General features: G+C 73.7%; 22 protein-coding genes and 2 tRNA genes. 11 read left to right on the top strand and 13 right to left on the bottom strand.

The window, feature by feature from the left end; genetic code table 11:
• Positions 1–5: 5 nt before the first annotated feature.
• Both hisN and AWW66_RS05590 read left to right on the top strand, forming a co-directional pair.
• The gene (gene hisN / locus AWW66_RS05585) at positions 6–809 is read left to right on the top strand and encodes a histidinol-phosphatase (protein ID WP_067360686.1); all 804 of its coding nucleotides are present in this window, start codon (positions 6–8) and stop codon (positions 807–809) included.
• Between the two features lie 59 nt (positions 810–868).
• The gene (locus tag AWW66_RS05590; protein ID WP_211271842.1) at positions 869–1,735 is read left to right on the top strand and encodes a hypothetical protein; all 867 of its coding nucleotides are present in this window, start codon (positions 869–871) and stop codon (positions 1,733–1,735) included.
• Positions 1,736–1,803: 68 nt separating this feature from the next.
• Here the strand turns inward: AWW66_RS05590 and AWW66_RS05595 are convergent, their stop codons facing one another.
• Positions 1,804–3,003 carry a glycosyltransferase gene (locus AWW66_RS05595; protein ID WP_067360691.1) on the bottom strand — a complete coding sequence of 400 codons (1,200 nt, stop codon included), beginning with the start codon at positions 3,001–3,003 and terminating at the stop codon, positions 1,804–1,806.
• Positions 3,004–3,244: 241 nt separating this feature from the next.
• On the opposite strand from AWW66_RS05595, the gene AWW66_RS05600 reads away from it, so the two are divergent.
• Together AWW66_RS05600 and AWW66_RS05605 are read left to right on the top strand one after the other, a co-directional pair.
• Positions 3,245–4,000, top strand: coding sequence for an ATP-binding protein (locus AWW66_RS05600; RefSeq protein ID WP_067360694.1), 756 nt, complete (start codon positions 3,245–3,247; stop codon positions 3,998–4,000).
• 80 nt (positions 4,001–4,080) lie between these two features.
• Positions 4,081–4,653, top strand: a complete 573-nt coding sequence (locus tag AWW66_RS05605; RefSeq protein WP_067360698.1) for a DUF5709 domain-containing protein — start codon at positions 4,081–4,083, stop codon at positions 4,651–4,653.
• A gap of 19 nt (positions 4,654–4,672) precedes the next feature.
• On the opposite strand, the gene AWW66_RS05610 is transcribed toward AWW66_RS05605, so the two are convergent.
• Together AWW66_RS05610 and macS are read right to left on the bottom strand one after the other, a co-directional pair.
• Entirely contained in the window at positions 4,673–5,335 is a 663-nt protein-coding gene (locus tag AWW66_RS05610) for a response regulator (RefSeq protein WP_067360701.1), read from the bottom strand.
• Positions 5,332–6,456 (bottom strand): MacS family sensor histidine kinase, encoded by a 1,125-nt coding sequence (gene macS / locus AWW66_RS05615; protein ID WP_067360704.1) that lies wholly within the window; start codon positions 6,454–6,456, stop codon positions 5,332–5,334. Before macS ends, AWW66_RS05610 begins: the two co-directional genes overlap by 4 nt.
• Positions 6,457–6,576: 120 nt before the next feature.
• On the opposite strand from macS, the gene AWW66_RS05620 reads away from it, so the two are divergent.
• Positions 6,577–7,044 carry an ATP-binding protein gene (locus AWW66_RS05620; RefSeq protein ID WP_067360707.1) on the top strand — a complete coding sequence of 156 codons (468 nt, stop codon included), beginning with the start codon at positions 6,577–6,579 and terminating at the stop codon, positions 7,042–7,044.
• Positions 7,045–7,109: 65 nt separating this feature from the next.
• Here the strand turns inward: AWW66_RS05620 and AWW66_RS05625 are convergent, their stop codons facing one another.
• Positions 7,110–8,048, bottom strand: a complete 939-nt coding sequence (locus AWW66_RS05625) for a ribose-phosphate diphosphokinase (RefSeq protein WP_067360710.1) — start codon at positions 8,046–8,048, stop codon at positions 7,110–7,112.
• 122 nt (positions 8,049–8,170) lie between these two features.
• Between AWW66_RS05625 and glpK the strand changes: the two genes are divergently transcribed.
• Positions 8,171–9,655 (top strand): glycerol kinase GlpK, encoded by a 1,485-nt coding sequence (glpK, locus tag AWW66_RS05630; protein ID WP_067360713.1) that lies wholly within the window; start codon positions 8,171–8,173, stop codon positions 9,653–9,655.
• 10 nt (positions 9,656–9,665) lie between these two features.
• On the opposite strand, the gene AWW66_RS05635 is transcribed toward glpK, so the two are convergent.
• Entirely contained in the window at positions 9,666–10,499 is an 834-nt protein-coding gene (locus AWW66_RS05635) for a phosphoribosylaminoimidazolesuccinocarboxamide synthase (protein WP_067360716.1), read from the bottom strand.
• A 221-nt stretch (positions 10,500–10,720) separates the two neighbouring features.
• Between AWW66_RS05635 and AWW66_RS05640 the strand changes: the two genes are divergently transcribed.
• Positions 10,721–12,055, top strand: coding sequence for an ABC transporter substrate-binding protein (locus tag AWW66_RS05640; RefSeq protein ID WP_067360718.1), 1,335 nt, complete (start codon positions 10,721–10,723; stop codon positions 12,053–12,055).
• 129 nt (positions 12,056–12,184) lie between these two features.
• Here AWW66_RS05640 and AWW66_RS05645 read toward each other — a convergent pair whose 3' ends face one another.
• The 5 genes from AWW66_RS05645 to AWW66_RS05665 all read right to left on the bottom strand — a co-directional run bounded on the left by AWW66_RS05645 (position 12,185) and on the right by AWW66_RS05665 (position 17,525).
• Positions 12,185–12,436 (bottom strand): hypothetical protein, encoded by a 252-nt coding sequence (locus tag AWW66_RS05645; RefSeq protein WP_067360721.1) that lies wholly within the window; start codon positions 12,434–12,436, stop codon positions 12,185–12,187.
• A gap of 233 nt (positions 12,437–12,669) precedes the next feature.
• Positions 12,670–12,746 (bottom strand) — tRNA-Met (locus tag AWW66_RS05650).
• A 239-nt stretch (positions 12,747–12,985) separates the two neighbouring features.
• Positions 12,986–13,062, bottom strand: a tRNA-Met gene (locus tag AWW66_RS05655).
• Positions 13,063–13,238: 176 nt separating this feature from the next.
• The gene (locus tag AWW66_RS05660) at positions 13,239–16,226 is read right to left on the bottom strand and encodes a UPF0182 family membrane protein (RefSeq protein ID WP_067360724.1); all 2,988 of its coding nucleotides are present in this window, start codon (positions 16,224–16,226) and stop codon (positions 13,239–13,241) included.
• Between the two features lie 285 nt (positions 16,227–16,511).
• Positions 16,512–17,525 (bottom strand): YlbL family protein, encoded by a 1,014-nt coding sequence (locus AWW66_RS05665; protein ID WP_211271840.1) that lies wholly within the window; start codon positions 17,523–17,525, stop codon positions 16,512–16,514.
• A gap of 182 nt (positions 17,526–17,707) precedes the next feature.
• Between AWW66_RS05665 and AWW66_RS05670 the strand changes: the two genes are divergently transcribed.
• On the top strand, positions 17,708–18,946 hold the full coding sequence (locus AWW66_RS05670; protein WP_067360731.1) for a zinc-dependent metalloprotease: 1,239 nt from the start codon (positions 17,708–17,710) through the stop codon (positions 18,944–18,946).
• Positions 18,947–19,029: 83 nt separating this feature from the next.
• On the opposite strand, the gene AWW66_RS05675 is transcribed toward AWW66_RS05670, so the two are convergent.
• Both AWW66_RS05675 and AWW66_RS05680 read right to left on the bottom strand, forming a co-directional pair.
• Positions 19,030–19,638, bottom strand: coding sequence for a hypothetical protein (locus AWW66_RS05675; RefSeq protein WP_067360734.1), 609 nt, complete (start codon positions 19,636–19,638; stop codon positions 19,030–19,032).
• A gap of 195 nt (positions 19,639–19,833) precedes the next feature.
• Positions 19,834–20,364: a M48 metallopeptidase family protein gene (locus AWW66_RS05680; protein WP_067360737.1), complete on the bottom strand. Its 531-nt coding sequence runs from the start codon at positions 20,362–20,364 to the stop codon at positions 19,834–19,836.
• Between the two features lie 510 nt (positions 20,365–20,874).
• Here AWW66_RS05680 and AWW66_RS34235 point away from each other — a divergent pair.
• From AWW66_RS34235 to AWW66_RS05695, 3 genes are all read left to right on the top strand, one after another.
• Positions 20,875–21,042: a DUF5679 domain-containing protein gene (locus AWW66_RS34235; protein ID WP_007464795.1), complete on the top strand. Its 168-nt coding sequence runs from the start codon at positions 20,875–20,877 to the stop codon at positions 21,040–21,042.
• A 214-nt stretch (positions 21,043–21,256) separates the two neighbouring features.
• Positions 21,257–22,426, top strand: coding sequence for a ThiF family adenylyltransferase (locus AWW66_RS05690; RefSeq protein WP_083978244.1), 1,170 nt, complete (start codon positions 21,257–21,259; stop codon positions 22,424–22,426).
• A 10-nt stretch (positions 22,427–22,436) separates the two neighbouring features.
• Entirely contained in the window at positions 22,437–23,765 is a 1,329-nt protein-coding gene (locus AWW66_RS05695) for an ABC1 kinase family protein (RefSeq protein WP_067360743.1), read from the top strand.
• A 312-nt stretch (positions 23,766–24,077) separates the two neighbouring features.
• On the opposite strand, the gene AWW66_RS05705 is transcribed toward AWW66_RS05695, so the two are convergent.
• Positions 24,078–24,443 carry a WhiB family transcriptional regulator gene (locus AWW66_RS05705; protein ID WP_067360750.1) on the bottom strand — a complete coding sequence of 122 codons (366 nt, stop codon included), beginning with the start codon at positions 24,441–24,443 and terminating at the stop codon, positions 24,078–24,080.
• Between the last annotated feature and the right edge of the window lie 59 nt (positions 24,444–24,502).

The following is a 24,502-nucleotide window of genomic DNA, read 5'->3' on the forward strand; positions in this document are numbered from 1 at the left end:
GCGGCATGACCCGGTACGCCGACGACATCGCCCTCGCCCACCTGCTCGCCGACCGGGCCGACGCCGTCTCGACGGCCCGGTTCCGCGCGCTCGACCTGCGGGTCGAGGCCAAGCCGGACCTGACCCCGGTCTCCGACGCGGACACCGCCGTGGAGCGGGAGATCCGGGCCCTGCTGGCCGAGCACCGCCCCGGGGACGGCCTGCTCGGCGAGGAGTACGGCGAGCAGCCGGCGGCCGGCCCGGACGGACGGCGCTGGGTGGTGGACCCGGTCGACGGCACCAAGAACTTCATCCGGGGCGTGCCGATCTGGGCCACCCTGATCGCCCTGCTGGAGGGGGACCGCCCGGTGCTGGGGCTGGTCTCCGCCCCGGCGCTGGGCCGCCGCTGGTGGGCGGCGACGGGCGCCGGCGCGTACGCCGGGCCGGACGCCGCCGGTGGCGCCCCGATCCGGGTCTCCGGTGTGGGCCGGCTCGCCGACGCGAGCTTCTGCTACTCCTCCCTGGACGGCTGGATCGCCGGCGGGCGGCTGGACGGGATGCTCGGCCTGATGCGCGAGACCTGGCGCAGCCGGGCGTACGGCGACTTCTACGGCTACATGCTGCTGGCCGAGGGGGCACTGGACGTGATGGTGGAGCCGGAGCTGTCGCTGTGGGACGTCGCCGCGCTGGTGCCGATCGTCACCGAGGCCGGGGGCGCCTTCACCGACCTGACCGGCCAACTCGCGCCCGGCGACGGCAGCGCGGTGGCCAGCAACGGCCCGCTGCACGCCGACGTGCTGGCCCGGCTCACCCGGCCAGCCGCGCACTGACCGACGGCAGCCACTATCCTCGCCAGGTGTCCGCAACCGGTTGGTGTTTCCTCGCGGCGATGATCGTCGCGTACGGCGTCGCCAACCTCCTCCAGTCGGTCGCCGCCGCCCGGACCACGGTGCACCACACCTTCGACCCGGGGCTGCTGCTGCGGCTGGCCAGCCACCGCACGTACCTGCTCGGGCTGGGTTGCCAGATGGCCGCCTTCGTCCTGGCCTTCCTGGCCCGGCGCGACCTGCCGTTGTTCCTGGTGCAGGCGAGCGTGGCCGCCGGGCTCGGGGTGACCGCGATCCTCGGCGTGGCGGTGCTGAAGTGGCGACTACCCGCCGCCGAGGTGGCCCTGCTGGTGCTGCTCTTCGTCGGGATCGCCGCGCTGGTGCTCTCCGCCCGGCCGGCCACCTCGAAGCAGCTCGGCGCCGCCGGCACCGTCGCGTTGCTGGTCACCCTGGTCGTGGTCGGGGTGGTGGGCGTCTTCGCGGTCCGGCTGCACGGCGCGCCCGGGTCGGTGGCGCTGGGCTCCCTGGCCGGGTTGGCGTTCTCCGCCGCCGCGGTGGCGGCCCGGCCGCTGGCCGCGGTGCACTCGGTGGAGGCGTTCCTCCGCCACCCGCTGCTCTACCTGCTGGTCGCCCACTCGGTCGTCGGTCAGCTCCTGCTCGGCCTGGCCATGCAGCGCGGGTCGACCACCGCCGCCGTGGCCGCCATGGACGCCGCCGGGGCGGTGCCCGCCGCGATCGTCGGCCTGCTGCTGCTCAACGACAAGATCTGGCCGGGCCGGGAGTGGCTGGCCGGCCTCGGGTTCCTGGCCACGCTCGTCGCGGTCATCGGCCTGACCCGGTACGCCGAGCCGCAGCACCAGCACGCCGTCGCCGACCGGCGGGCCCGCGCCGAGGTGGGCATCCCCACACCGGCCCGCCGCCCCGGCTGACCCGGCCCGCCCGCACCCACAGCCGTCCCCGGGGCGGTGCGGTCACGCCGCCCCGGGACCCGGTCCGGTCACGCCTCCACGGGGCGGCGGCGGCCGACCACCCGTTCGTAGAGCCGCTCCAGCGCGCTCGCCGTCCGTTCCCAGGTGTAGCTGCACCGGACCCGGTCCACGGCGGCGTGCCCGTACGCGAACCGGCCGGCGTTGTCGGCGAGCAGCCGGCGCAGGGTCACCCCCAGGGTCCGGACGTCGCCCGGCGGGACCAGCTTGCCGGTGACCTCGTCCACCACCGCGTCGGCGATGCCGCCCATGGCGTAGCCGACCACCGGTACGCCGCACGCCATCGCCTCCAGCGACACCCGGCCCGCCGAGGAGTAGTGCGGGGTGCAGGCCACCACGTCGGCGGAGCGGTACCAGGTGGCCATCTGGTCGTGCGGCACCGCGCCGACCAGGCGGACCTGCTCGGCGACCCCGTGCCGTTCGGCCAGTTCCCGCAGGCGGCGTGCCTCGGCGTGCTGGGCGAGCTGCTCGGCGGGGGGTCCACCGGCGATCACGAGTTCGGCGTCGCCCACCAGCCGCATCGCCCGGATCAGGTCGTCCTGGCCGTGGCCGGCGGCGAGCCCGCCCACGGAGAGGATCCGGGACCGCTGGTCGCGGGGGGCCGCCTCCCCGTCGGGGTGGAAGTGCGCGGTGTCGACGCCGGCCGGCACCATCGCCACCGAGGCCCGGTGCAGCCCCATCCGGGTGAGTTCGTCGACCTCGTCGTTGCACTGGGCGACCGCGATGTCCACCGCCCGGGTCAGGGCCCGTTCCAGCGGGATCCGCTCCCCCGGCCCGTCGTAGCCCCGGCCGAGGTGGCGCAGTTGCTCGACGCCGAGCGAGTGGAACGTCTGCACGACCGGGATGTCGGTCTCCCGCACCGCCGTGGCGGCGGCGAGGCCACCCACCCAGTAGTGCCCGTGCACCACGTCCGGCCGCCAGTCGCCGGACCAGCGCTCGCTGAGCCAGCGGCCGAACTCGGGGACGTACGGCACCAGCGCGGCGGTGGGCGCCGGGGCGGTCGGACCGACCGGGACCCGCTCCAGCAGGTACCCCCCGACCTCGGTCACCTCGGCCAGGCCCGCGTCCTCGCGGCGCTCGTACACCCGGACGTCGTGCCCGCGTCCGGCCAGTTCGGCGGCGACCCGGGCGATGTGCTGGTGGGTGCCGACGACGAGACCGTCGGCGTACGGGGACGGGCCGGCGTGGGCACAGACGAGGCCGACGCGCATGGGTCACCTCCATGCGTTCTACGAGTGGTGGGTCTCCGGTCAGAGCGTCCCATTAACCGGCCCCGGAGAAGACCAAACCTGACAGATCGGGATCGGTCAGACGGGCCGTGACCACCCGGACCGGTCCGGGCCACCCGACGCGGCCCCGGTCCCCGCCGATCCGGCGCGCTCGCACCGGCCCACGGTGCGAGCCGAGGGCCCGGCTGCACGCTCCGTACCCGACGTGCACAATGACAGGGTTATGCCGACGGACGTGCAATGCCTGGTGGAGACGGACGGATCAACCACGGTCGTCCGGCTGTCCGGGCTGCTCACCCCCGCCGGAGCCGACACGGTGCGTGACATTTTGCTCACCCGGCTCTGCGCCCGACCGGGTCCGCTGGTGGTCGACCTCAGCGCGCTGCGGTCGGCCGCGCCCGGTACCGGTCGGCTCTTCGCCGAGGTCCACCGGGCGGTCGCCGACTGGCCGGCGGCGGGGCTGCTGATCCTCGACCCGGGCCGGCTGACCCTGGCAGCCGGGTCGACGCCGCCGGGGCCGGACGCGCCACCGGTCTGCGCCACCCCGGCCGAGGCGTTGGCCGTGCTCGCCGGGGCACCGGCCGCCGCGCCGGTGCACACCGATCTCGCCCCGGTCGTCGGCGCGGCCCGGGAGGCCCGCGTGACGGTGACCGAGAGCTGCGCCCGGTGGGGACTGCCGGAGCTGGCCGAGCCGGGCTGCATCGCGGTGACCGAGATGGTCAACAACGCGGTGGCGCACGCCCGCACCGGGATGACCCTGCGGCTGGCCCCCCGCGCGGGCGCGCTGCACCTGGCGGTACGCGACTACTCCCGGCGTCAGCCGGCGTTCGCCGGGCTCGCCCCGCCGACCTCGACCGGCGGACGCGGGCTGCTGCTGATCGACACCGTCGCCCGCCGCTGGGGCAGCACGGACGTACCGGACGGCAAGGTCGTCTGGTGCGTCCTGTACGCCGAGGACGAGGCCGCCTTCCGGCACTGAGCGGGCGGGCCGGGCGACGGGCGGGCGGTCGGGGACCACCGGGTCGGTTACGCCGTACTGGTATCGGGTAGTGCTCCACCATGCGCGACGACGAGTACCCGACTCCCGTGTCCGACCCCGAGGCGGAGGGCCTGCCCGACACCGCCGACGACGACTCGACCGCCAACGACGACGTGGCGACCGGTCGGGAGGCGGACGGGCCGGAGCCGGCACAGCTCCCCGGCGACCGGGCCCCGGTGGCCGTCGACCGGTACGGCACCACGGCCGAGGAGCAGCTCGACGGGGAGTCGCTGGACTACAAGCTCGACCGGGAACAGTACGAGCGTCCGGCGGACGACCCGCTGGCCGGCCCGGTGGACCCGGACATCGCCGCCGAGGCGGACAGCGAGGAGGCCGCCGCGCAGGCCCAGCTCGACGCGGACGTGATCGAGCCGGGCCCGACCTCCGACCCGCGCTCGCCGGTCTCGCTGTACGACCACGGCCAGCTCGGCACGGTGGCCGACGCCCAGGTGGGTCGCCTGGTCGAACCGGACGAGGGGGTCCGTTCCGACTCGGAGAGCGACTCGGTGGCGTACGACGCGGGGGCCGCCGGTGGTGGCGCGAGCGCCGAGGAGCTGGCGATCCACGAGACCCGGCCGCCCGGGTCGTCCTGACCCGGCCCGCCGGGACCGCTCACTCGTCCAGGCCCTGCTCGATGGCGTACCGGGTCAGCTCGACCCGGTTGTGCAGGTGCAACTTGCCCAGCGTGTTCTGGACGTGGTTCTGCACGGTCCGGTGGGACAGCCCGAGCCGCTGGGCGATCTGCTTGTAGGACATCCCCTTCGCCACCAGGCGCAGCACCTCGGTCTCCCGGTCGGTGAGCCGGGGGGCCGTGCCGTCGCGGGCCGCCGCGTCCCCGTTCGGTCCCCCGGCGGCGAGCCGGCGGTACTCGCCGAGGACCAGCCCGGCCAGGCCGGGGGTGAAGACCGGCTCACCGGCGGCGGCCCGGCGCACCGCGTCCAGGAACTCCGCCGGGGCGGCGGACTTCACCAGGTAGCCGGTGGCCCCGGCCTTCACCGCGTCGAGGACGCTCTGCTGCTCCCCGCTCGCCGACAACATCAGCACCCGGACGTCGGGCAGCGCCGCCCGCAGCCCGTGGATCACCTCCACCCCGGAGATGTCCGGCAGTTGCAGGTCCAGCACGACCACGTCGGGGCGGACGGCGGCGGCCACCCGCACCGCCTGGCGCCCCTCCCCGCTGGTCGCCACCACCACGTGGCCGGCCTCGGTGAGGTCCCGGGCCACCCCTTCCCGCCACATCGGGTGGTCGTCGACGACCATCACCCGGACGCTCATCCCCGCCCCCTCGGCACGGTCAGCTCGACCTCGGTGCCGAGGCCGGGCGCGGAGTGGATGCGGACCGTGCCGCCGAGGTCGGTCACCCGACCCCGGATGGACTGCGCCACCCCCAGCCGCCCCTGCGAGGCCGCCTCGGCGAGCCGCCCCTCGGGCATCCCCGGCCCCTCGTCGCGTACCGACACCGTCACCGTCGCCCCCTCGTCCTCGATCAGCACCCACGCCCGCCCGTCCGCGTGCCGGTCGACGTTGTCCAGCGCGGCCCCGGCCGCCGCCGCCAGTTCCCGGGCCACCGGGGCGGGCATCGGCACCGGGGTGGCTGGCGCGGAGACGGACACCGTGGCGGAGGAGTACCGGCCCAGCAGGGTACGCAGGTCCAGGTCGCTGCCGCCGGCCGGCGGGTCGGTGGCGTCCCGCCCGGCGATCAGCGCGCGCAGCGCCGCCTCCTGCTCACCGGCGAGCCGGGCCAGTTCCCCGGCCTCACCGTCGAGGTGCGCGCCGCGCCGCTGCACCAGCGCCAGCACCTGGAGCACCGAGTCGTGGATGCCCCGCGCCAGCCGTTCCCGCTCCCGGGTCGCCGCCTCCAGCTCCACCGCCCGTTGCAGCCGTTCCTCCGCGGTCACCGCCAACCGGGCCACGTGCCCCACCACCAGCCCGGCGAGGAGGACCAGGATGGCCCCGGTGAACGAGGAGTCGCCGAGGTGGTCCCGGGTCGCCAGGTCCGCCGCGCCGACCACCAGGGCGGCCACCGTGCCGCGCCGCCGGCCGCCGGAGACCGCCCAGGCGAGCACCGGCCCACCGAGCCAGGCCACGGCGAGGGTGGGCACCCCGGCGGCGAGCGCCTCCCGACCGATCACCCAGGGGGTGACCAGCAGGACCCCGACCACCACCGCGAGATCGGCCAGGAGCAGCGGCCAGCGCCGCCAGGCCGGTCGGGCGTACGCCACGGCGGTGGCCACCGTCCAGCCGAGCATCACCGCCAGGACGACGACCGCGGCCAGCGGGTGGGCGTACCGGTCGGCGTCGCGCACGACCAGCGCGCCGACGTAGAGCAGCGAGGCGAACCGGAACACCGCGATGGCCCGCCAGAGCGGAACCTCCAGACCACCGGGCGAGGACATGGCGACACCATGCCACAGCCGGGTACGTGGCCGGAAAGCCAGCGTGTGCAGGGGCTGCCTAGCCCGACGTACGGTAGAAATGCCGCGAACCACTCCAAGATCCGTCGTCGGGACCAGGCCATGCCGAATGCAGATTCCCCCGCACCGCGTACGGTTGTGCCCATCGAACCTTTCGTCCTCATCGCCGAAGCCTTTGACGAAGGCCGGGTGACCGAGCTGCGCCACTCGGTCGCCTCCTGCGCGTCCGCGGCGGGGCTGCGCGGGCAGGCCCTGGACGACTTCGTGCTCGCGGTCAACGAGCTGATCACCAACGCGGTCCGGCACGGCGGCGGGCAGGGCTGGCTCCGGCTCTGGCCGAACGGGGCGCACCTGTTCTGCGAGGTCGCCGACCACGGGCACGGGATCAGCGAGCAGCGGCTGGACGACCGGAGCCGCCCCGCGCCGGAGACCGCCGGGGGCTGGGGGCTCTGGCTCGCCCGCGAGCTGAGCGACACCATGGAGGTCGAGACCGGCGAGTCGGGCACCGTCGTACGGATCAGCGCCCGACTCGCCGCCGGTCAGCAACCGGCCCAGCCCGGCGCCGGCTGACCCGCACCCTCTCCCACCCGCGGTGGGCCGCGCTCGTGGCGGACCGGCGGCAGGCTCGTGGCGGGTCAGCCGAAAAGCGCGCTGACCGACTCACCGTTGTGGATCCGGCGTACCGCCTCGGCCAGCGCGGGCGCGACCGAGAGCACCTTCAGCTTCGGCACCCGCTTCGCGGCCGGGATCGGCACCGTGTTGGTGCAGACGATCTCCGTCACCCCCTGCTGGTCGCTCAGCCGGTTCAGCGCGCCGCTGGAGAACAGGCCGTGGGTGCAGGCCAGCCGGATCGACCGGACCTCCAACTCCCGCAGGTGCTCCATCAGCTCGATCACGGTGCTGCCCTTGGCGATCTCGTCGTCCAGGACGATGACGTCCCGGTCCACCACGTCCCCGATCACCGCGCTGATCTGCACCCGGTCGTCGCTGAACCGCTGCTTGGCCCCGGCCGCGACCGGGGTGCCGAGCATCCGGGCGAAGGCCGCCGCCTCCTTCGCGTTGCCCAGGTCCGGCGAGACCACCACGGTGTCGCTCAGGTCGTACTGCCGGAAGTGGGTGGCCAGTTCGCGCAGCGCGTGCAGGTGGTCCACCGGCACCGCGAAGAACCCGTGCACCTGCGGCGAGTGCAGGGTCATCGCCAGTACCCGGTTCGCCCCGGCCGAGGTGAGCAGGTCGGCGACGAGCCGGCCGCCGATGGAGATGCGCGGGGCGTCCTTCTTGTCCGACCGGGCGTACGCGTAGTGCGGCAGCACCACGGTGATCCGGCGGGCCGACGCGCCCCGGGCCGCGTCGATCATGAGCAGCAGCTCGACCAGGTTCTCCTGCACCGGCGGGACCAGCGGCTGGATCAGGAAGACGTCCCGCTCCCGGCAGTTCGCCTGGAGCTGCACCTCCAGGCAGTCGTTGGCGAACCGGGACACCCGTACCGGGTGCAACGGGACGCCGAGGTGGGTGCAGATCTCGGCGGCCAGGTCGGGATGGGCGGTTCCGCTGAACACGGCAATCTCACGCACGCCCTGGATGGTACGAACGGGACCGGGCGGCCCACGTCACGCCCCGCCGGCGGTCGCCGCCGCACCGCGTCCCCCGCCTCGCGTGCGCTGCGCGGCGCCCCGGGGTCCGGTACGGTGCTGCGGTGACCCCGCCGTACGTCGCCGCCATCGACCAGGGCACCACCTCGTCCCGCTGCATCGTGTTCGACCGGGCCGGGGAGATCGTCTCCGTGGCGCAGCGCGAGCACCGGCAGATCTTCCCCCGACCGGGCTGGGTGGAGCACGACGCCGAGGAGATCTGGGCCAACGTGCAACAGGTCGTCCGGGAGGCGCTGGCCGCCGCCGGGACCGACCCGACCGGGCTCGCCGCGGTGGGCATCACCAACCAGCGGGAGACCACCGTGGTGTGGGACCGGGCCACCGGCCGCCCGGTGGCCAACGCGATCGTCTGGCAGGACACCCGCACCGGGCCGCAGTTGCGCGAGCTGGACCGGGCGTACGGCGAGCAGCGGGTGCGCGAGCGCACCGGCCTCATCCTGGCCACGTACTTCGCCGGGCCGAAGCTGCGCTGGCTGCTGGAGCACACCGAGGGGCTGCGGGAACGCGCCGAGCGCGGCGAGGTCCTCTTCGGCACGATGGACACCTGGCTGATCTGGAAGCTGACCGGCCGGCACGTCACCGACGTGACCAACGCCAGCCGGACCATGCTGATGGACCTGCGCACCCTCGACTGGGATCCCGAGCTGCTGGACGCGCTGGGCGTCCCGGCGGCGATGCTGCCGGAGATCCGATCCTCCGCCGAGGTTTACGGCACCGCCGAGGGGGTGCTCGCCGGGGTGCCGGTGGCCAGCGCGCTCGGCGACCAACAGGCCGCCCTGTTCGGGCAGACCTGCTTCTCCGCCGGTGAGGCCAAGTGCACCTACGGCACCGGCAGCTTCCTGCTGCTCAACACCGGCACCGGGCCGGTCACCTCCCGGCACGGCCTGCTCACCACGGTCGCGTACCGGATCGACGGCCAGCCGGCCGTCTACGCCCTGGAGGGCGCGATCGCGGTGACCGGGGCGCTGGTGCAGTGGCTCCGGGACAACCTCGGCCTGATCTCCACCGCCGCCGAGGTGGAGGAGCTGGCCCGGACCGTGGACGACAACGGTGGCTGCTACGTGGTGCCGGCCTTCTCCGGGTTGTTCGCGCCGCACTGGCGCAGCGACGCCCGGGGGGTGATCGCCGGGCTCACCGGGTACATCACCAAGGGCCACCTGGCGCGGGCGGTGCTGGAGGCGTCGGCCTGGCAGACCCGCGAGGTGGTGGACGCGATGAACGCCGACTCGGACGTCGCGCTGCGCCGGCTGCGGGTGGACGGCGGGATGACCGCCAACGGGCTGCTGATGCAGTTCCTCGCCGACGTGCTGGACGTGCCGGTGGTCCGGTCCCGGATCACCGAGACCACCTGCCTCGGCGCCGCGTACGCGGCCGGCCTGGCGGTCGGCTTCTGGCCGGACCTGGACACCCTGCGCGGCCAGTGGCGCTCCGACGCGCAGTGGGAGGCCACCATGGACCCCGGGCAGCGGGAGCGGGAGCTGCGCCAGTGGGGCAAGGCGGTGCAGCGGAGTCTCGACTGGGCCGAGTAGGCCCGGTGGGTCACTCCCAGCGGTTGCCGGTGAGCGTCTCGTACACCTCGACGTACCGGGCCCGGGTCGCCTCGACCACGTCCGCCGGCACCTCGGGCGCCGGGGGACGCTTGTCCCAGCCGCTGCTGGCGGCCCAGTCCCGGACGTACTGCTTGTCGAAGGAGAACTGGGCCCGCCCCGGCTGGTACGACTCGGCCGGCCAGAACCGGGACGAGTCGGAGGTGAGCACCTCGTCGGCGAGGACCAGGGTGCCGTCCGGCGCCCAGCCCAGCTCGATCTTGGTGTCGGCGACCAGGATGCCCCGGTCGGCGGCCAGCTCGGCGCCCCGGCAGTAGACGCCGATGGTGATCTGGCGCAGCCGCTCGGCGGTCTCCGCGCCGACCTTGTCCACCACCTCGGCGAAGCTGATCGGCTCGTCGTGCTCCCCGGCCGGCGCCTTGGTCGACGGGGTGAAGATCGGCTCCGGCAGGATCGACGCCTCGACCAGGCCCCGGGGCAGTTCCAGCCCGGAGACCGCGCCGGTGCGCTGGTACTCGGCGAAGCCACCGCCGGTCAGGTAACCCCGGGCCACGCACTCGACCGGGACCATCTCCAGCCGGCGGCAGCGGATCGCCCGCCCGGCGAACTCGGCCGGCACGTCGGTGCTGGACAGGACGTGGTGCGGGACCAGGTCGGCGAGCTGCTCGAACCACCACAGCGACAACGCGGTGAGCAGCCGGCCCTTGTCCGGGATCGGCGTCGGCAGCACGACGTCGTAGACCGAGATCCGGTCGGACGCGACGAGGATGAGATCGTCACCGTCGGCGTAGACGTCCCGGACCTTGCCCGAGTGCAGAAGCTCCACGGCCCTAGTACACCACGCAGTACCGCAGTGTCCGGCGTCACACCGGCGGTCGGGCCCGGCCGACCGGACGCCCTCCGACAACCACGACGACCGTCGATCGGCTGACCGTACGGGCCGGTGATCGCTGCCGGTCCGGCGGATGGCCGGCCGTTGACACCCCCGCGCGCCACCTGTGTAAATGGTCCGACCGCGTGCACTGCTCGGCACCGAGGAGCCTCCCCTTGCCCGCCGCCCGACGAACCCCACCGTCCCCTCCGGACGCCGACCCCGGCCGCCGCCGGGTCCTCGCCGCGGTCCTGGGCCTGCCGGCACTGTCCACCGGCGCCCTCGCCGGGTGCACCGAGAACCGGGCCGCCCTGGTGGAGGACGAGTCGGTGGAGCTGTCCGTCTTCTGGTGGGGCAGCCCGCAACGGGCGGAGAGCACCGAACGGGCGCTGGCGCTGTACACCGCCCGCAACCCCCGGGTCACCTTCCGGGTCACCTGGCAGGCCAACCCCGGGTACTACGAGCGGCTCGCCACCCAGGCCGCCGGCGGTAACCCGCCCGACCTGCTCCAGATCGACGACAACTTCCTCGCCGAGTACGCCCAGCGGGAGATCCTGCTCGACCTGACCGGGCACGTCGCGGACAGCCGGCTGGACCTGCGCGCGCTGCCGGAGAGCCTGGCCGCCTACGCCGAGGTGGAGGGCCGCACCATGGCCGTGGCCGCCGCGCAGAACACCCCCGCGCTGGCCTTCAACCGGACCCTGCTGCGCCGGATCGGGGTACCCGAGCCCCGGATGGGCATGTCCTACCAGGAGTACCTCGACTGGGCCGGGCAGGTCACCCGGGCCAGCGACGGCAGGGTCGCCGGCACCATGGACCCGTCCGGGGACTACCGGCCGTTCTGGCTGTGGCTGCGGACCCGCAACGCCGAGCTGTACCGGGGGCGGCGGCTCGGGTTCGACATCTCGCACGCGGTCGAGTGGTTCGACCTGTGGCAGCAGGCCCGGTCGGCACGGGTCACGCCGAGCCTGGAGCTGATCGCCCGCGCGGTCGACGGCGACCCGTCCCGGCAACTCGTCGTCACCGGGGACACCGCGGCCTCGTTCATCTGGTCCAACCAGCTCGCCGACCTGCAGAGCCACACCAGGGACGAACTCGACCTGGTGAGCTGCCCCGGCCCACCGGCGGCCCACTGGGCGCGGGCGTCGATGTACTGGGCGGCCTTCCGGGGCACCCGCCACCCGGACGCCGTCGTCGACGTGATCAACTTCCTCACCAACAACCTGGAGGTCGGCCGGACGCTCGGCATCGAACGCGGGCTGAGCGCCAACCTCGGTGTCCGGCGGTACGTGCAGCAGAACCTCACCGACCCGGCGGTCAAGCGCTCGGCCGCCTTCGAGGCGACCCTGGCCAACCGGTTCGGCCCGGCACCCGCGCCACCGCCCAAGGGCCACGCCAAGGTCCGCCGGCTGCTGACCTCGGCGGCGGAGAGCGTGCAGCAGGGCGAGGCGACCATCCGCGCCGCCGCCACCCGCTTCGTCAACGAGTCCGGCGCCGCCCTGGCCGAGTGACCCACCCCGGGCCCGCACCGGCCCGGTGACCCCCACCGCGCCGGTGGACGCCGCGCCGGGTCAACCGGGGCGGCGCGGGTCAGCGGGACACCGGGTCAAGCGGAAAGGCGGGCCACGCGGGAAGGCGGGTCAACGGGTCGGTGGGCCACCCCGCCGGCCGCGCATCAGGCGCACCAGCAGCAGGACGATCACCACGACCACCACCAGGCAGCAGAGCAGCCCGATCAGGCCGAAGCCGCGCCCGCCACGCCGCCGCGCCGCCTCCAGCACCACCTCCCCCGTGCCGGTGGACGCCCAGGCCGCCACGGGCACGAACACCGCCAGCGAGACCGTTCCCAGGACCGCGCCGAGCCGGCCCCACCATCTGCTCCAGGAAGACATGCCCCTCATCCTCGCCCACCACCGCAACCCTGGCACCCCATACACCCACCCCCACCGACCCCACCGCTCCCCCGGTCCCCGCCCGCCCCACCCCAGGCAGGCGTGACCACGGGGTTTCGGTCACCGAGGACGGATGGGGACGACCGAAGCCGTGTGATCACCGGGTGGCAGCGGGACGAAGGGTGGGAATGGCGAGAGTGCCCGGAGGAAGAATTCCTCCGGGCACTCTCGGGTGGTAGCGGGGACAGGATTTGAACCTGCGACCTCTGGGTTATGAGCCCAGCGAGCTACCGAGCTGCTCCACCCCGCGTCGGCTGTTGAAGCTTATCGCATGCGGTGGAGAGCGATCAGCCGGGGCCCCGATTCACGCCGCCCGCCCCTACCGGCGGGTGGGCCGCGTCCGCCAGTAGGGGCTCAGGCGGCCGGGAGCGGCACGAGGCGGGGCGGAAGGCCGGGGATGGAGATGGGCGCTCGGGACGAGCGCACGGGGGCTTCTGCGGGGGCGGATACGAAACGGCCCCGAGGAGTGATCCTCGGGGCCGTTCGGTGTGGTAGCGGGGACAGGATTTGAACCTGCGACCTCTGGGTTATGAGCCCAGCGAGCTACCGAGCTGCTCCACCCCGCGTCGGTAGGACAACCGTAGCGCACCACCCCCCGGAGCCGCAAAACGGCCCCCTCCCCCGGCGTCGGCACCGCTCCCGGTACGCCGGAACCCGTGGTCACGGCACCTGTCGTGCCGTGACCACGGGTCCGTGGAGGGTGCCCGGCCGCGAGCGGCCGGGCGACGCTGCGCCGGGGCGGTCAGCCGCCGGACGGTGACGGTGACGCCGCCGGACTGCCGCTGGGTGCCGGGGTCGGCGAGGGGCCGGCCGCCTGCTGGGCCCGCTGGAACGCGGCCATCGCCTCGTCCAGCTTCTTCAGCGCCTCGCCGTACCGGGCGAAGTCGCCGGAGGTCTGCGCGGCCCGTACCTCGGTGATCGCGGTCTGCACCTGGCTCGCCGCCTCGGCCAGGTCACCGGTCATCGCCGGCGGCGGGGCCGGCGGGGTCTCCGGCGGGTTCTCGCCCTCGTCCGTGGTCGGCGGGGGCGCCTGGGCACCGGCCCGCTTGCCCTGCTCCACCAGCGCCTCGATGCCCTCCGACACGCTGTTGGCCAGCACCACGTACGAGCCGCCGTCACCGTAGGACATCAGCACCCGCTGCAACAGCGGCGGCGCGTTCTCCTGGTTGGTCTTGACGTAGACCGGCTCGACGTAGAGCATCCCGTTGCCGAACGGCAGGGAGAGCAGGTTGCCGTACTGCACCTGGGCCTGGTTCGAGGAGAGCAGGTTGAGCTGCTGCCGGATGTCGGCGTTGTTGGTCATCTGCTGGTGCACCTGCACCGGACCCGAGATCCGGGTCTGGTCGGGCAGGTCCAGCACCTCCAGTTGCGGCTGACCGTCGACGTACGAACCGGTGATCAGCGCGGCGAGGTTCTGCCGGCCGTTCGGGGTGACCGCCGAGGTGAGCTGGAACCTCGGCGCGTCCTGGCCGGGGAACTGGGTGTAGAGGTAGTACGGGGGCTGCCGCTGGCCGCTGTCCGGGGCGTCCGGCACGCTCGGCACCTGCCAGAAGTCCTGGGCCGAGTAGAAGTCGCCCGGGTCGGTCACGTGGAACCGGGTGAGCAGGTTGCGCTGCACCTTGAACAGGTCCGCCGGGTACCGGAGGTGCTCCGTCAGCTCGGCCGGGATCTCCGCCTTCGGCTTGACCAGGTCGCCGCCGAAGGCCTTGTTCCAGGCCTTGAGCACCGGGTCGTTCTCGTCGAACTCGTACAGGGTGACGGTGCCGTCGTACGCGTCGACGGTGGCCTTCACCGAGTTGCGGATGTAGGTGACGTTCTCCCGGGCGAGCTGGAAGGTGCCCCGGCCGGTCAGCTCGTCGGCGGTCTCCTGCTGGAGGTTGACCCGCTCGGCGTACGGGTAGGTCGCCGAGGTGGTGTAGCCGTCGATGATCCAGGTGACCCGACCGTTCACCACCGCCGGGTACGGGTCGCCGTCCACGGTCAGGAACGGCGCGACCTTCTCCACCCGGTCCCGGGGGTTCCGCACGTAGAGCAGCTTCGAGTTCTCGTTGACCCGGTCGGAGAGGAGGAAGTTCGACTCCTGCTCCTTGATCGCGTACAGCAGGCGGCGGGGGAAGGAGCCGATCTCGACGCCACCGGAGCCGGTGTAGGTGTAGAACTCGCCGGGGCCGCCCTCGTCGCCGCTGTCGCCGACCGGCCGGTCGAACTCCGCGTTGCGCTCCGGGTCGGTCTGCCCGACGATCGCGTAGTCACCGGGCTCCATCCGCTCGCCGTAGTAGACCCGGGGCTGCTCGGTGGGGATGGTGTCGGCGTTGGAGGTGCAGCGCTCGCCCTGCGCGTTCTGCTCCTCCTGCTGCTCGTTGGCGTCGTCGAGGAAGCCGGAGACGAAGTACGGCTGCCCGCCGCAGACCACCTGGTTCGCCGGGGCGGCGACCAGGCCGTAGCCGTGGGTGTAGACGGTGTGCCGGTTGATCCAGGTGTTCTGCTGGCCGCTGAGCTGGCGGTAGTTGATCTCCCGGAGGCCGACCACGTAGTCCTGCGTCTTGCCGTTGACGGTGTACCGGTCGACGTCGAGCTTCTCGCCGAAGTCGTAGAACTGGCGGACCTGCTGCCGCTGGGTGTAGGTCTCGGAGACCAGCTGCGGGTCGAGCAGGCGGATGTTCTGCACCACGGCGGTGTCGGTGGCCAGGCTCGCCGGTGGGGTGAGGTTGTTCGCCGCGTACCGCACCGGTTGGGTGGCCTCGATCCCGAACGCCGCCCGGGTCGCCTGGATGCTCCGCTCGATGTACTCCGCTTCCTTGTCCTTCTCGCTCGGCCGGACCTCGAAGGTCTGCACCGCCCAGGGGTAGATGCCGCCGATCGCCACGGCGGAGATCCCCAGCAGGGCCAGCGAGATGCCGGGCCAGACCAGGTTCCGCATCACCGCGTTGGAGAAGACGATGATGGCGATCGCCACCACCACGGAGATGTACGCCAGGATCTCCTTCGCCGGCAGCAACGCGTTGACGTCGGCGTACCCGGCGCCGTAGAGGTTGACGCCGTCGTTGTACTCCAGCAGCATCGCCCGCCGGTCCAGCACGTACGCGACCGCCTTGAGCAGCACGAAGACGGCGACCAGCGAGGTCAGGTGGGCGCGCGCGGCATTGGTGATCCGGTCACCGACGCCCTGGAGCCGGATGCCGCCGTAGATGTAGTGCACGGCGAGCGCGCCGAGCAGGGCCAGCACCACGGCGGTGAAGCCGACGCCCAGCAGGTACCGCCAGAACGGCAACTGGAAGACGTAGAACCCGATGTCGACGCCGAACTCCGGGTCCGTCGTCCCGAAGTCGCCACCGTTGCGGAAGAGCAGCCACTGGCTCCACCGGCTCTGCGCGGAGATCCCGGCGAAGATCCCGATGACCACCGCCACCAGCGTGATCCACAGCCCGAGCCGGGGCCCGAGCAGCATCCGGTACCGCTCCAGGGTGGCCTGCTCGGCGGAGTGCGGGCGCAGCTTCGGCCGCATCCGGTACGCCAGCCAGAGGTTGCCGCCGACGACGGCCGCCATCGCCAGACCGACCACCAGGAAGAGCACCACCTGGGTGATCAGCACCCCGGTGAAGACCTCGGTGAACTGGACCTCGTCGAACCAGAGCCAGTCCGTGAAGGCCTGCACCCCCCAACTGAGCAGGGTGAACAGCAGAAACACCCCGACCAGCACACCGATCGTGACGCGTCCGCGTCGGCTCATCCTCGGCAGGGGGCTGCTACGCATGACCACTGTTAGGCTCCGCACGCTCGATTGATCGGCTCCGACCAGGCACACCAGAGTACGGGGTGTTCCTGAACGCGGACGGTCAAGGTCCGGCCACGATGCCCCCGCCCCGGTCCGGCGGTGTGGCGCGGACGGCGCACCGGGGCGGTCCGCCCCGGCCGGGCGGATCGACGGCGGTTGGTCCCGGTACGGCGGGAGCCGACCCGGACCGGCGACGGGCGGGCCCGGCCAGCAGCGGGTCGGCTGACCGGACGGGCCTGGTCAGCAGCGGGTCGGCTGACCACCGGAGCGCAGCGCGGTCAGGGCGGTGAGCGCCTCGTCCAGCGAGCCGACCCGGAGCATGGGCAGGTCCGGCTGGGGGTTGCGCAGCGCCTCGGCGCAGTTGTCCGCCGGCACCAGGAACGCCTCCGCGCCGGCCTGCTTCGCGCCGACCAGCTTCTGCGCGATGCCGCCGATCGGCCCGACCCGACCCTCGTCGTCGATGGTGCCGGTGCCGGCGATGATCTTCCCGCCGGTGAGGTCCTCGGGCTGGATCTTGTCCACGATGCCGAGGGCGAACATCAGCCCCGCGCTCGGCCCGCCGATGTCCCCCAGGTCGATCTTCAGGGTGAACGGGTGCGGCTGCTCCTGGTCGATCTCGATCCCGATGCGCGGCCGGCCGTCCTGCTCCCGGCTGGTCACGGTGGCCGTCGCGGCGGCGCCCGCCCGGGTGTACCCGATGGTCAGCGCGCTGCCGGCCGGCTGTTCCCGGACCAGCTCGGTGAGCCGGGGCGCGGTGGTGACCGGCTTGCCGTCGACCGACGTCACGACGTCGCCGACCGCCAGCAGCCCGGCCGCCGGGCCGTCCGCGGCCACCGTCCGGACCACCACCTGGATGGGGTACCCGAGCGCGGTGAGGGCGGCGGTCTCGGCGCTGGTCTGGGAGACCCGGAAGTCCTCCTCGTTGCGCTCCTTGACCTCCTGCTGCGTCTCGCCCGGCGGGTAGACCAGTTCGCGCGGCACCACCGCCTTGTCCTTGGACAACCAGCCGGCCAGCGCCGAGCGGAGCTTGACGCTCGGTTGCACCCCGACCGTGGTGAGCCGGAGCTGACCGGCCGAGGTGGAGGTCTCCCGCCCGGTGATCTGGATGACCTCCGTGCCGTCGTCCTCACCGAGGGTGTCGACGGTCGGCCCCGGGCCGAGCACCACGTACGGGATGGGCGTCACCAGCACGCCGATGCTGAGCAGGGTGGTGAGCAGAGCACCGAGCAGGACGGTCATGCCGCGACGTCTCATGCGGCAGAGCGTACCGACCGTGCCCCGGTGTCCCGGGCGGCGAACCACGACTTCGCCCTCAGCGCAACGCCGGCGGGGCCGACCTGGGGCGCAGCGCGCGTACCGTAGACGTCGTGCCTGATATTCCGTTCGGTTTCGCGCTCCCGGGTGGGCAACCACCAGACCCCAACGACCCCGCGCAGATGCAGCAGTTCATGGCGCAGTTGCAGCACCTCTTCGCCGGGCCGGGCAGTGGGCCGGTCAACTGGGACCTGGCCCGCCAGGTGGCCGCCAGCCAGCTCTCCGCGGCGGGCGACCCGGCGGTCTCGCCGTACGAGCGGCACGCGGTGGAGGAGGCGCTGCGCCTGGCCGACCTCTGGCTGGAGCCCGCCTCCGACCTGCCGTCGGGGATCCGGAACTCGGTGGCCTGGAACCGCAACGAGTGGATCTACAAGACCCTGGACGTCTGGCGCAAGCTCTGCGACCCGGTCGCCAGCCGGATGGTCGGCGCGATGGGTGACCTGGTGCCGCCGGAGGCCCGCGCCCAGCTCGGGCCGATGCAGTCGATGGTCGCCACCCTCGGTGGCGCGCTCTTCGGTGGGCAGCTCGGTCAGGCGCTCGGCTCCCTCGCCGCCGAGGTGCTCTCCGCCGGGGACATCGGCCTGCCGCTCGGCCCGGCCGGCACGGCCGCGCTCGTCCCGGCCAACATCCGGGCGTACGGCGAGGGTCTGGAGCTGCCGGAGGACCAGGTACGCCTCTACGTCGCCCTCCGCGAGGCCGCCCACCAGCGGCTCTTCCAGCACGTGCCGTGGCTGCGCGGGCACGTGCTCAACGCCGTGGAGACGTACGCCGCCGGCATCCGGGTCAACCGGGAGGCGATCGAGGAGGCGATGGGCCGGCTCGACCCGACCGACCCGGAGTCAATGCAGGCCATCGCGCTGGAAGGGATCTTCACCCCGGAGGACACTCCCGCGCAGAAGGCGTCCCTGGCCCGCCTGGAGACCGCCCTCGCCCTGGTCGAGGGGTGGGTCTGTCACGTGGTGGACAGCGCGGCCGGCGACCGGCTGCCCAGCGTGGTGAGCCTCGCCGAGGCGTTCCGGCGGCGCCGGGCGGCCGGCGGTCCGGCCGAGCAGACCTTCGCCGCGCTGGTCGGGCTGGAGCTGCGCCCGCGTCGGCTGCGCGAGGCCGCCGCGCTCTGGGCGGCGCTCACCGAGCACCGGGGCATCGCCGGCCGGGACGCCCTCTGGGGCCACCCCGACCTACTCCCCTCCGACGACGACTTCGCCGACCCGGAGGCGTTCGCCCGCGCCCAACTCGACCTCGGTGAGCTGGAGACGTTCGACTTCAGCGCGCCGGGCGGCCCGCACGAGCAGGCCCCCGGCGAGATCGGCCGCCGCACCGACGAGCCCGGCACCGACGAGTCGGGCCCCGACCGGGCCTGAAGCGCGAAAAGACCGTGGCAGGCCCCGGGCGGTTCCGGCCCCTGCCGCGGTCCGGTCCCTGCCGCGGTCCGGTCGTGGCCGGGTCAGCCGGGTTGGCCCGCGCCGGAGAGCAGAGTCCGGGTGGCCTCCCAGCCCTCCACCGCCGGGTCGAGCCGGGCCAGGTCGGCCGGGCCGCGCAGCCGGTGCCAGGCGGGGGTGACCGCCAGGTCGCCGGGGCGTGGTGCCGCCGCCCGGACCGCCGCCGGCCGGGTGCCGTCCAGGTCCAGCGCCGGCACCCAGGCCGGTACGGGCAGCCGGACGGCGACCCCGAGCAGCCCGGCTCCGGAGCCCTCGACCGGGGCGACCGCCGCCGGGCGGCTGGTCAGCGGGCGGAGCAGCTTGCCGAGGACCAGCCCGGGTAGGTCCGGGGCGTCGGCGGCCACCACGGCCGCGTGGTCGTACCCGTCCAGGGCGGCGAAGACCGCGTTCGGGGTCGGTTCCGGGATCTCGTGGACGGCCGTGCCCGGCCAGAGCACCGCGTCGGCCAGCCACCGGTCCGCCGGGGTCACCGCGACCGCCGTCTCCACCTCGTTGAGCGTGGCGAGCAGGTCCACCACGTCCTCGGCGAGCGCCGTCCGCCAGCGCACCGGGTCGATGCCGGGCGGCGACCAGGTCACCGGGGCGAGCAATGCCACCACCACACGTCGGGCCACGCCCCGACCCTAGCGCCCGCCGGCCGGACATGGCCGCCCGCCGGCAGCCGGGCGTGGCAGCAGTCGACCGGACCCGGCCGACCGCCGGCCGGGCGTGGCCAGCCACCGGCCGGGCGTGGCCAGTCGGCAGAAGTGGTCACGGCCACCCCACGGGCCGAGGCCGCCGGCGGCCGTGCGGACCGCCGGGTGCCGGGGTCAGGCGTCGAGGGGCGCGCCCGCCGCGGCGGCGACGCCCTCCAGGTACCCGCGGGCCCGCTCGGTGCGGGGGTACCGGCCGACCAGGGCCCAGAACTCGGCGTTGTGGCTGGGCACGATCAGGTGCGCCAACTCGTGCATGAGCACGTAGTCGAGCACCCACTCCGGCATGTCCTGCAACCGGTGCGAGATCCGGATCGTCCGGTCCGCCGGGGTGCAGGAGCCCCACCGGCCGTTCTGGTTGGTCACCCACCGCACGCTGGCCGGCACCGCCTGGCTGCCGTACTCGATGAGGTGGAGCTCGATGAGCCGGGTGGCCCGCGCCAGCAACTCGGTGTCCGACCGGGCGAGTTTCCCCTCGCGGGCGGCGAGTCGCGCGAGCATCCGGTCCACCCACTCGCTCTCCTCGGCCCGGGAGAACTGGTCCGGGATGAGCACGACGACCCGCTCGCCGTCGCGGTAGGCGGACACCGTGCGTCGTCGGCGCTGGCTGCGCCGTACCTCGACGACCGGCTTCCGCGCCCCCGTCATCAGTGGGCCGCGCAGCCTCGGAATCCTGTCACGAAGGAAAGCTAATGCGCACTGACCAGGGATCCGCAAGGGTCAACCGTCCGACACGCGCCCGGAAAATGGTGGTTGGTCGCCAGGAGTCCCGAAAAAATAATCGAGAGCACCGCTCCGGATGGCCTTCATCACCCTTCGTGGCGGCGCGGGCGGGGGCGCGGGCGGACCCGCTCCACGCTAAGTGATCATCCCGGTCCGGCGCCATCCGGGGCGGCCGGAACCTCCGCCGACCGGGTTCATCCGGCGTGTCCCCGCCAAACTGACTTATCCGGCCTTATTCGCCATGCACACTCTCGACGTCGACTTGCTCACAGTGTCGACGCACACCTGACATGGAACTGCCCAGACCTGGGTAGGGTCCGCCAGCGGTCATGAGCGTGATCGCGAGGAACGACCCAGCGCCGGAGCCCTGTGTGGCCCGCCGCCGGGGCAACCCGCCGGGTCGGCACGACCGGCGGACGAGACGAGGAGGGCACCGTGGCCGACCAGGCCCAGACCTACAACGGTTACTGCGTCAAGTGCAAGGAGAAGCGGGACTTCGAGGGACATGTCGAGGTCTCGAAGACCGGCATGAACATGGCGAAAGGCAAGTGTCCGGTTTGCGGCACAACAGTGAACCGCATCCTGGGCAAGGCGAAGGTCTGACACGTACGTACGCGGGGGAGGGCGACCGGCCGGTCGCCCTCCCCCGCGGCGTACCGGTCGGGTGATCTGGTCACCCCACGTGTCGACTGGGCGACACAGGTTACCGGCCGGTTGTGGATATTCCACGATTTCCTGTGGACAGCCCCGGGTAGGGCGCACCACACCTGTGGACAACGAACGACGGAGCGCGGGGACTCGGTGACGATCCGTCGACATGACCCGGACCCCACTCCCCCGTCCCCTGCTCCTGCCCGGCCTCACCCGGCTGTGGCGTGACCGGCACACCCTCCAGTTGGGCGTCGAGCCGGGCCGGGCGGTCCTGCTGGAGATCACCAATCCCCGGGCGGCCCGGCTGCTCGACCTGCTCGACGGCAGCCGCAGCGTCCGGGGCGTGCTGAGCCGGGCGTCGACGTACGAGGTCGCCCCGGAGGAGGCCCGGGGCCTGCTCGACGCGCTGTCCGCCGCCGGGCTGGTCGTACCGGCGCACACCCTGCTCCCCCGGGACCTGGCCGGGCCGGCACGGGCCCGGCTGACCGGCGAGGCGGACGCGCTCGCGCTCGCCCCGGCGGCGCTCCCCGGCACCCCGGCCCAGGTGCTGCGCCGGCGGCGGGACGCCCGGGTGGTGGTGACGGGCACCGGCCGGCTCGGCGGGCCGGTCGCCGTCGCGGTGGCCCAGGCCGGCGTGGGTCACGTGGAGGTGGACCTGGGCGGCCGGGTGGGGCCGGCGGACCTGGTCGGCAGCGGGCTGACCGCAGCCGACGTGGGTCGTCCCCGCGCCGCCGCGCTCCAGGACGTGATCGCCGCCACCGCGCCGGGCACCGCGACCCGGCCGGGCCGCCGTCACCGGGCCGACCTGGTGGTCCAGGTCGGGACGGACCGGCCGGCGGCCCTGCTCGCCACCGGGTACGCCCAGCGTCGCCAGGCGCACCTGCTGCTCACCCTGCGCGGCGGGGTACCCGTGGTCGGGCCGCTGGTCCGGCCCCCGGTCGGCCCCTGCCTCAACTGCCTCGACCTGCACCGCGCGGACCGCGACCCGGACTGGCCGGCCCTGGCCGCCCAGCTCGCGCTCGACGGCGGGCCGGAGTCCTGCACGGTCACCACCCTGCTCGCCGCCGCCGCGTACGCCGGGGCCGAGGTGCTGGCCCACCTCGACGGCGGCACCCCGGAGACCCTCGGCGCGGCGGCGGAGGTCGGCGGGGCGGGGCGGCTGCGCCGCCGGGTCTGGTCGCCGCACCCCTCCTGCGACTGCTCCGGCACCCGCCTCCGACGCACCGGCCCGATCCGGCCGGACCCGCCCCCGGGCCGGGTGGCCGGCGGGCCTCCGGTGGGGCGGAGACCGGGTGAAGCCGGCTGCGGAGCAGCAGCCGACCCACGAAGTCGGTAACAATGGCCGAGTGACCGACATCCCGCGCCGGGCCGTGTCCCGGACCGCCAAGCTCGCCGCTCTGCCGCTCGGCTTCGCCGGGCGGACCGTCCTGGGCATGGGGAAGCGGGTCACCGGGATCGCCTCAGACGTGATCTCCGCCGAGATCCAGCAACGCACCGCCGAGCAGCTTTTCAGCGTGTTGGGGCAGCTCAAAGGCGGTGCGATGAAGTTCGGCCAGGCGCTGTCGGTCTTCGAGGCGGCGCTGCCGGAGGAGATCGCCGCGCCGTACCGGCAGGCGCTGACGAAGCTCCAGGAGGCCGCACCGCCGCTGCCCGCCGCGAGCGTGCACAAGGTGCTCGCCGAGCAGCTCGGCCCGCAGTGGCGGGACCGGTTCGCCGAGTTCGACGACTCCCCCGCCGCGGCGGCCAGCATCGGTCAGGTGCACCGGGCGGTGTGGCGGGACCCGTCCGGCGACACCCGAATCGTGGCCGTCAAGATCCAGTACCCGGGGGCCGGCGAGGCGCTCCTCGCCGACCTCAAGCAGCTCTCCCGGCTGGGCGGGATGTTCCGGGCCATCCAGCCCGGCCTGGACGTCAAGCCACTCCTGGCCGAGCTGCGGGAACGGATCACCGAGGAGCTCGACTACGAGTTGGAGGCCGAGTCGCAGCGCGCCTTCGCCGCTGCGTACGCCGACGACCCGGAGATCTTCATCCCCGAAGTGGTCTCCGCCGCGCCGCGCGTCCTGGTCACCGAGTGGGTCGAGGGCACCCCGCTCGCCGAGATCATCCGCGAGGGGAGCGAGGAGCAGCGGGACCAGGCGGGGCGGCTGATGGCGACCCTGCACCTCTCCGCGCCGCCCCGGGCCGGGCTGCTGCACGCCGATCCGCACCCGGGCAACTTCCGGCTGCTGCCGGACGGCCGGCTCGGTGTGATCGACTTCGGGGCGGTCGCCCGGATGCCGGAGGGCACCCCGGAACCGATCGGCCGGCTCGCCGGGCTGGCCCTGCGCGGCGAGGCCGAGGCGGTGGTCGCCGGGCTGCGCGAGGAGGGCTTCGTCAGCCAGAGCGAGGAGATCGACGCCCAGGCGGTGCTGGACTTCGTCCGGCCGATGCTGGACCCGGTCGCCGAGGAGGAGTTCCGGTTCACCCGGGCCTGGCTGCGCGCCGAGGCGACCCGGCTGGCCAGCCCGCGCTCACCGGCCTACCAGCTCAGCCGGCACCTGAACCTGCCGCCGTCGTACCTGCTCATCCACCGGGTGACGCTGGGCTCGATCGGGGTGCTCTGCCAGTTGGAGGCGAAGGCGCCGTACCAGGCGATCCTGGAACGCTGGCTGCCCGGCTTCGCGCCGACGTCCTGACCGACGTCGAACGGGCCCCCGCCGTGCTCGGCGAGGGCCCGTTTCCGGTGTTACCGCGTGGTGTGTTACCGCGTACCCAGTTCGCGGGCCGACTGGCTGCGGCCGTTCATCGCGACGGTACGGGCGGATCGGATCGCCTCAGTGCTCGTGGTGGTACGACCGGCCTGAGGCCGACGCATTCGGGCTCTGGACAACGCTTCGTGGAGTAGATGCATCTCGACGGCTCCGTTCTGGTGGTGCAGCAGCATGGGGGTCAACTTCCTGGTCGTCGGCGCCGCTACGGCACCGGCACGGATACGGGTCGGGAACATGTCAGGCCGCCAGCCGGACCGCGGTCCGCGTGGCGGACAGCCCACTGGCCGCCAGCCGCGCCTCGGCCTCGACGCGCAGCGCGGCGTCGCGGGCGACGTCCTCCTTACGCGGACGGCCCCGGGGCCGCTTGCGCGGGACGACCGCGCCGCGCTCGAAGATCTCGCCGCCCCAGACACCCCACGGCTCGGCCCGCTCGACCGCCCCGGCGAGGCACTCGACGCGCAGCGGGCAGTCCCCACAGAGCGACTTGGCCAGTTCGAGCTCGGCGGGCGAGTCGGAGAACCACAGGTCGGGGTCGAACTTCCGGCAGGGCAGGTGCGCCTCCAGCTCGACGTTCACGTCGAGGGTGGCCAACGCCAGACTCATCGTCCGGTCACCTCTCTCTCACTTCGATCTCGTGGATCGCATACCGACGTACTTCTTCG

Origin of the sequence: Micromonospora rosaria (assembly GCF_001567585.1) — a bacterium.
In the GTDB taxonomy this organism is placed as follows: domain Bacteria; phylum Actinomycetota; class Actinomycetes; order Mycobacteriales; family Micromonosporaceae; genus Micromonospora; species Micromonospora rosaria.

Excerpts from the sequence above, each read along its gene's own strand:
- AWW66_RS05665 (WP_211271840.1), bottom strand. The coding sequence starts at position 17,525 with ATGAGACGTCGCGGCATGACCGTCCTGCTCGGTGCTCTGCTCACCACC.
- hisN (WP_067360686.1), top strand. The coding sequence starts at position 6 with ATGACCCGGTACGCCGACGACATCGCCCTCGCCCACCTGCTCGCCGAC.
- AWW66_RS05620 (WP_067360707.1), top strand. The coding sequence starts at position 6,577 with ATGCCGAATGCAGATTCCCCCGCACCGCGTACGGTTGTGCCCATCGAA.
- AWW66_RS05670 (WP_067360731.1), top strand. The coding sequence starts at position 17,708 with ATGCAGCAGTTCATGGCGCAGTTGCAGCACCTCTTCGCCGGGCCGGGC.
- AWW66_RS05705 (WP_067360750.1), bottom strand. The coding sequence starts at position 24,443 with ATGAGTCTGGCGTTGGCCACCCTCGACGTGAACGTCGAGCTGGAGGCG.
- AWW66_RS05690 (WP_083978244.1), top strand. The coding sequence starts at position 21,257 with ATGACCCGGACCCCACTCCCCCGTCCCCTGCTCCTGCCCGGCCTCACC.
- AWW66_RS05680 (WP_067360737.1), bottom strand. The coding sequence starts at position 20,364 with ATGACGGGGGCGCGGAAGCCGGTCGTCGAGGTACGGCGCAGCCAGCGC.
- AWW66_RS05600 (WP_067360694.1), top strand. The coding sequence starts at position 3,245 with ATGCCGACGGACGTGCAATGCCTGGTGGAGACGGACGGATCAACCACG.
- macS (WP_067360704.1), bottom strand. The coding sequence starts at position 6,456 with ATGTCCTCGCCCGGTGGTCTGGAGGTTCCGCTCTGGCGGGCCATCGCG.
- AWW66_RS05660 (WP_067360724.1), bottom strand. The coding sequence starts at position 16,226 with ATGAGCCGACGCGGACGCGTCACGATCGGTGTGCTGGTCGGGGTGTTT.
- AWW66_RS05595 (WP_067360691.1), bottom strand. The coding sequence starts at position 3,003 with ATGCGCGTCGGCCTCGTCTGTGCCCACGCCGGCCCGTCCCCGTACGCC.
- AWW66_RS05645 (WP_067360721.1), bottom strand. The coding sequence starts at position 12,436 with ATGTCTTCCTGGAGCAGATGGTGGGGCCGGCTCGGCGCGGTCCTGGGA.
- AWW66_RS05610 (WP_067360701.1), bottom strand. The coding sequence starts at position 5,335 with ATGAGCGTCCGGGTGATGGTCGTCGACGACCACCCGATGTGGCGGGAA.
- AWW66_RS05590 (WP_211271842.1), top strand. The coding sequence starts at position 869 with ATGATCGTCGCGTACGGCGTCGCCAACCTCCTCCAGTCGGTCGCCGCC.
- AWW66_RS05605 (WP_067360698.1), top strand. The coding sequence starts at position 4,081 with ATGCGCGACGACGAGTACCCGACTCCCGTGTCCGACCCCGAGGCGGAG.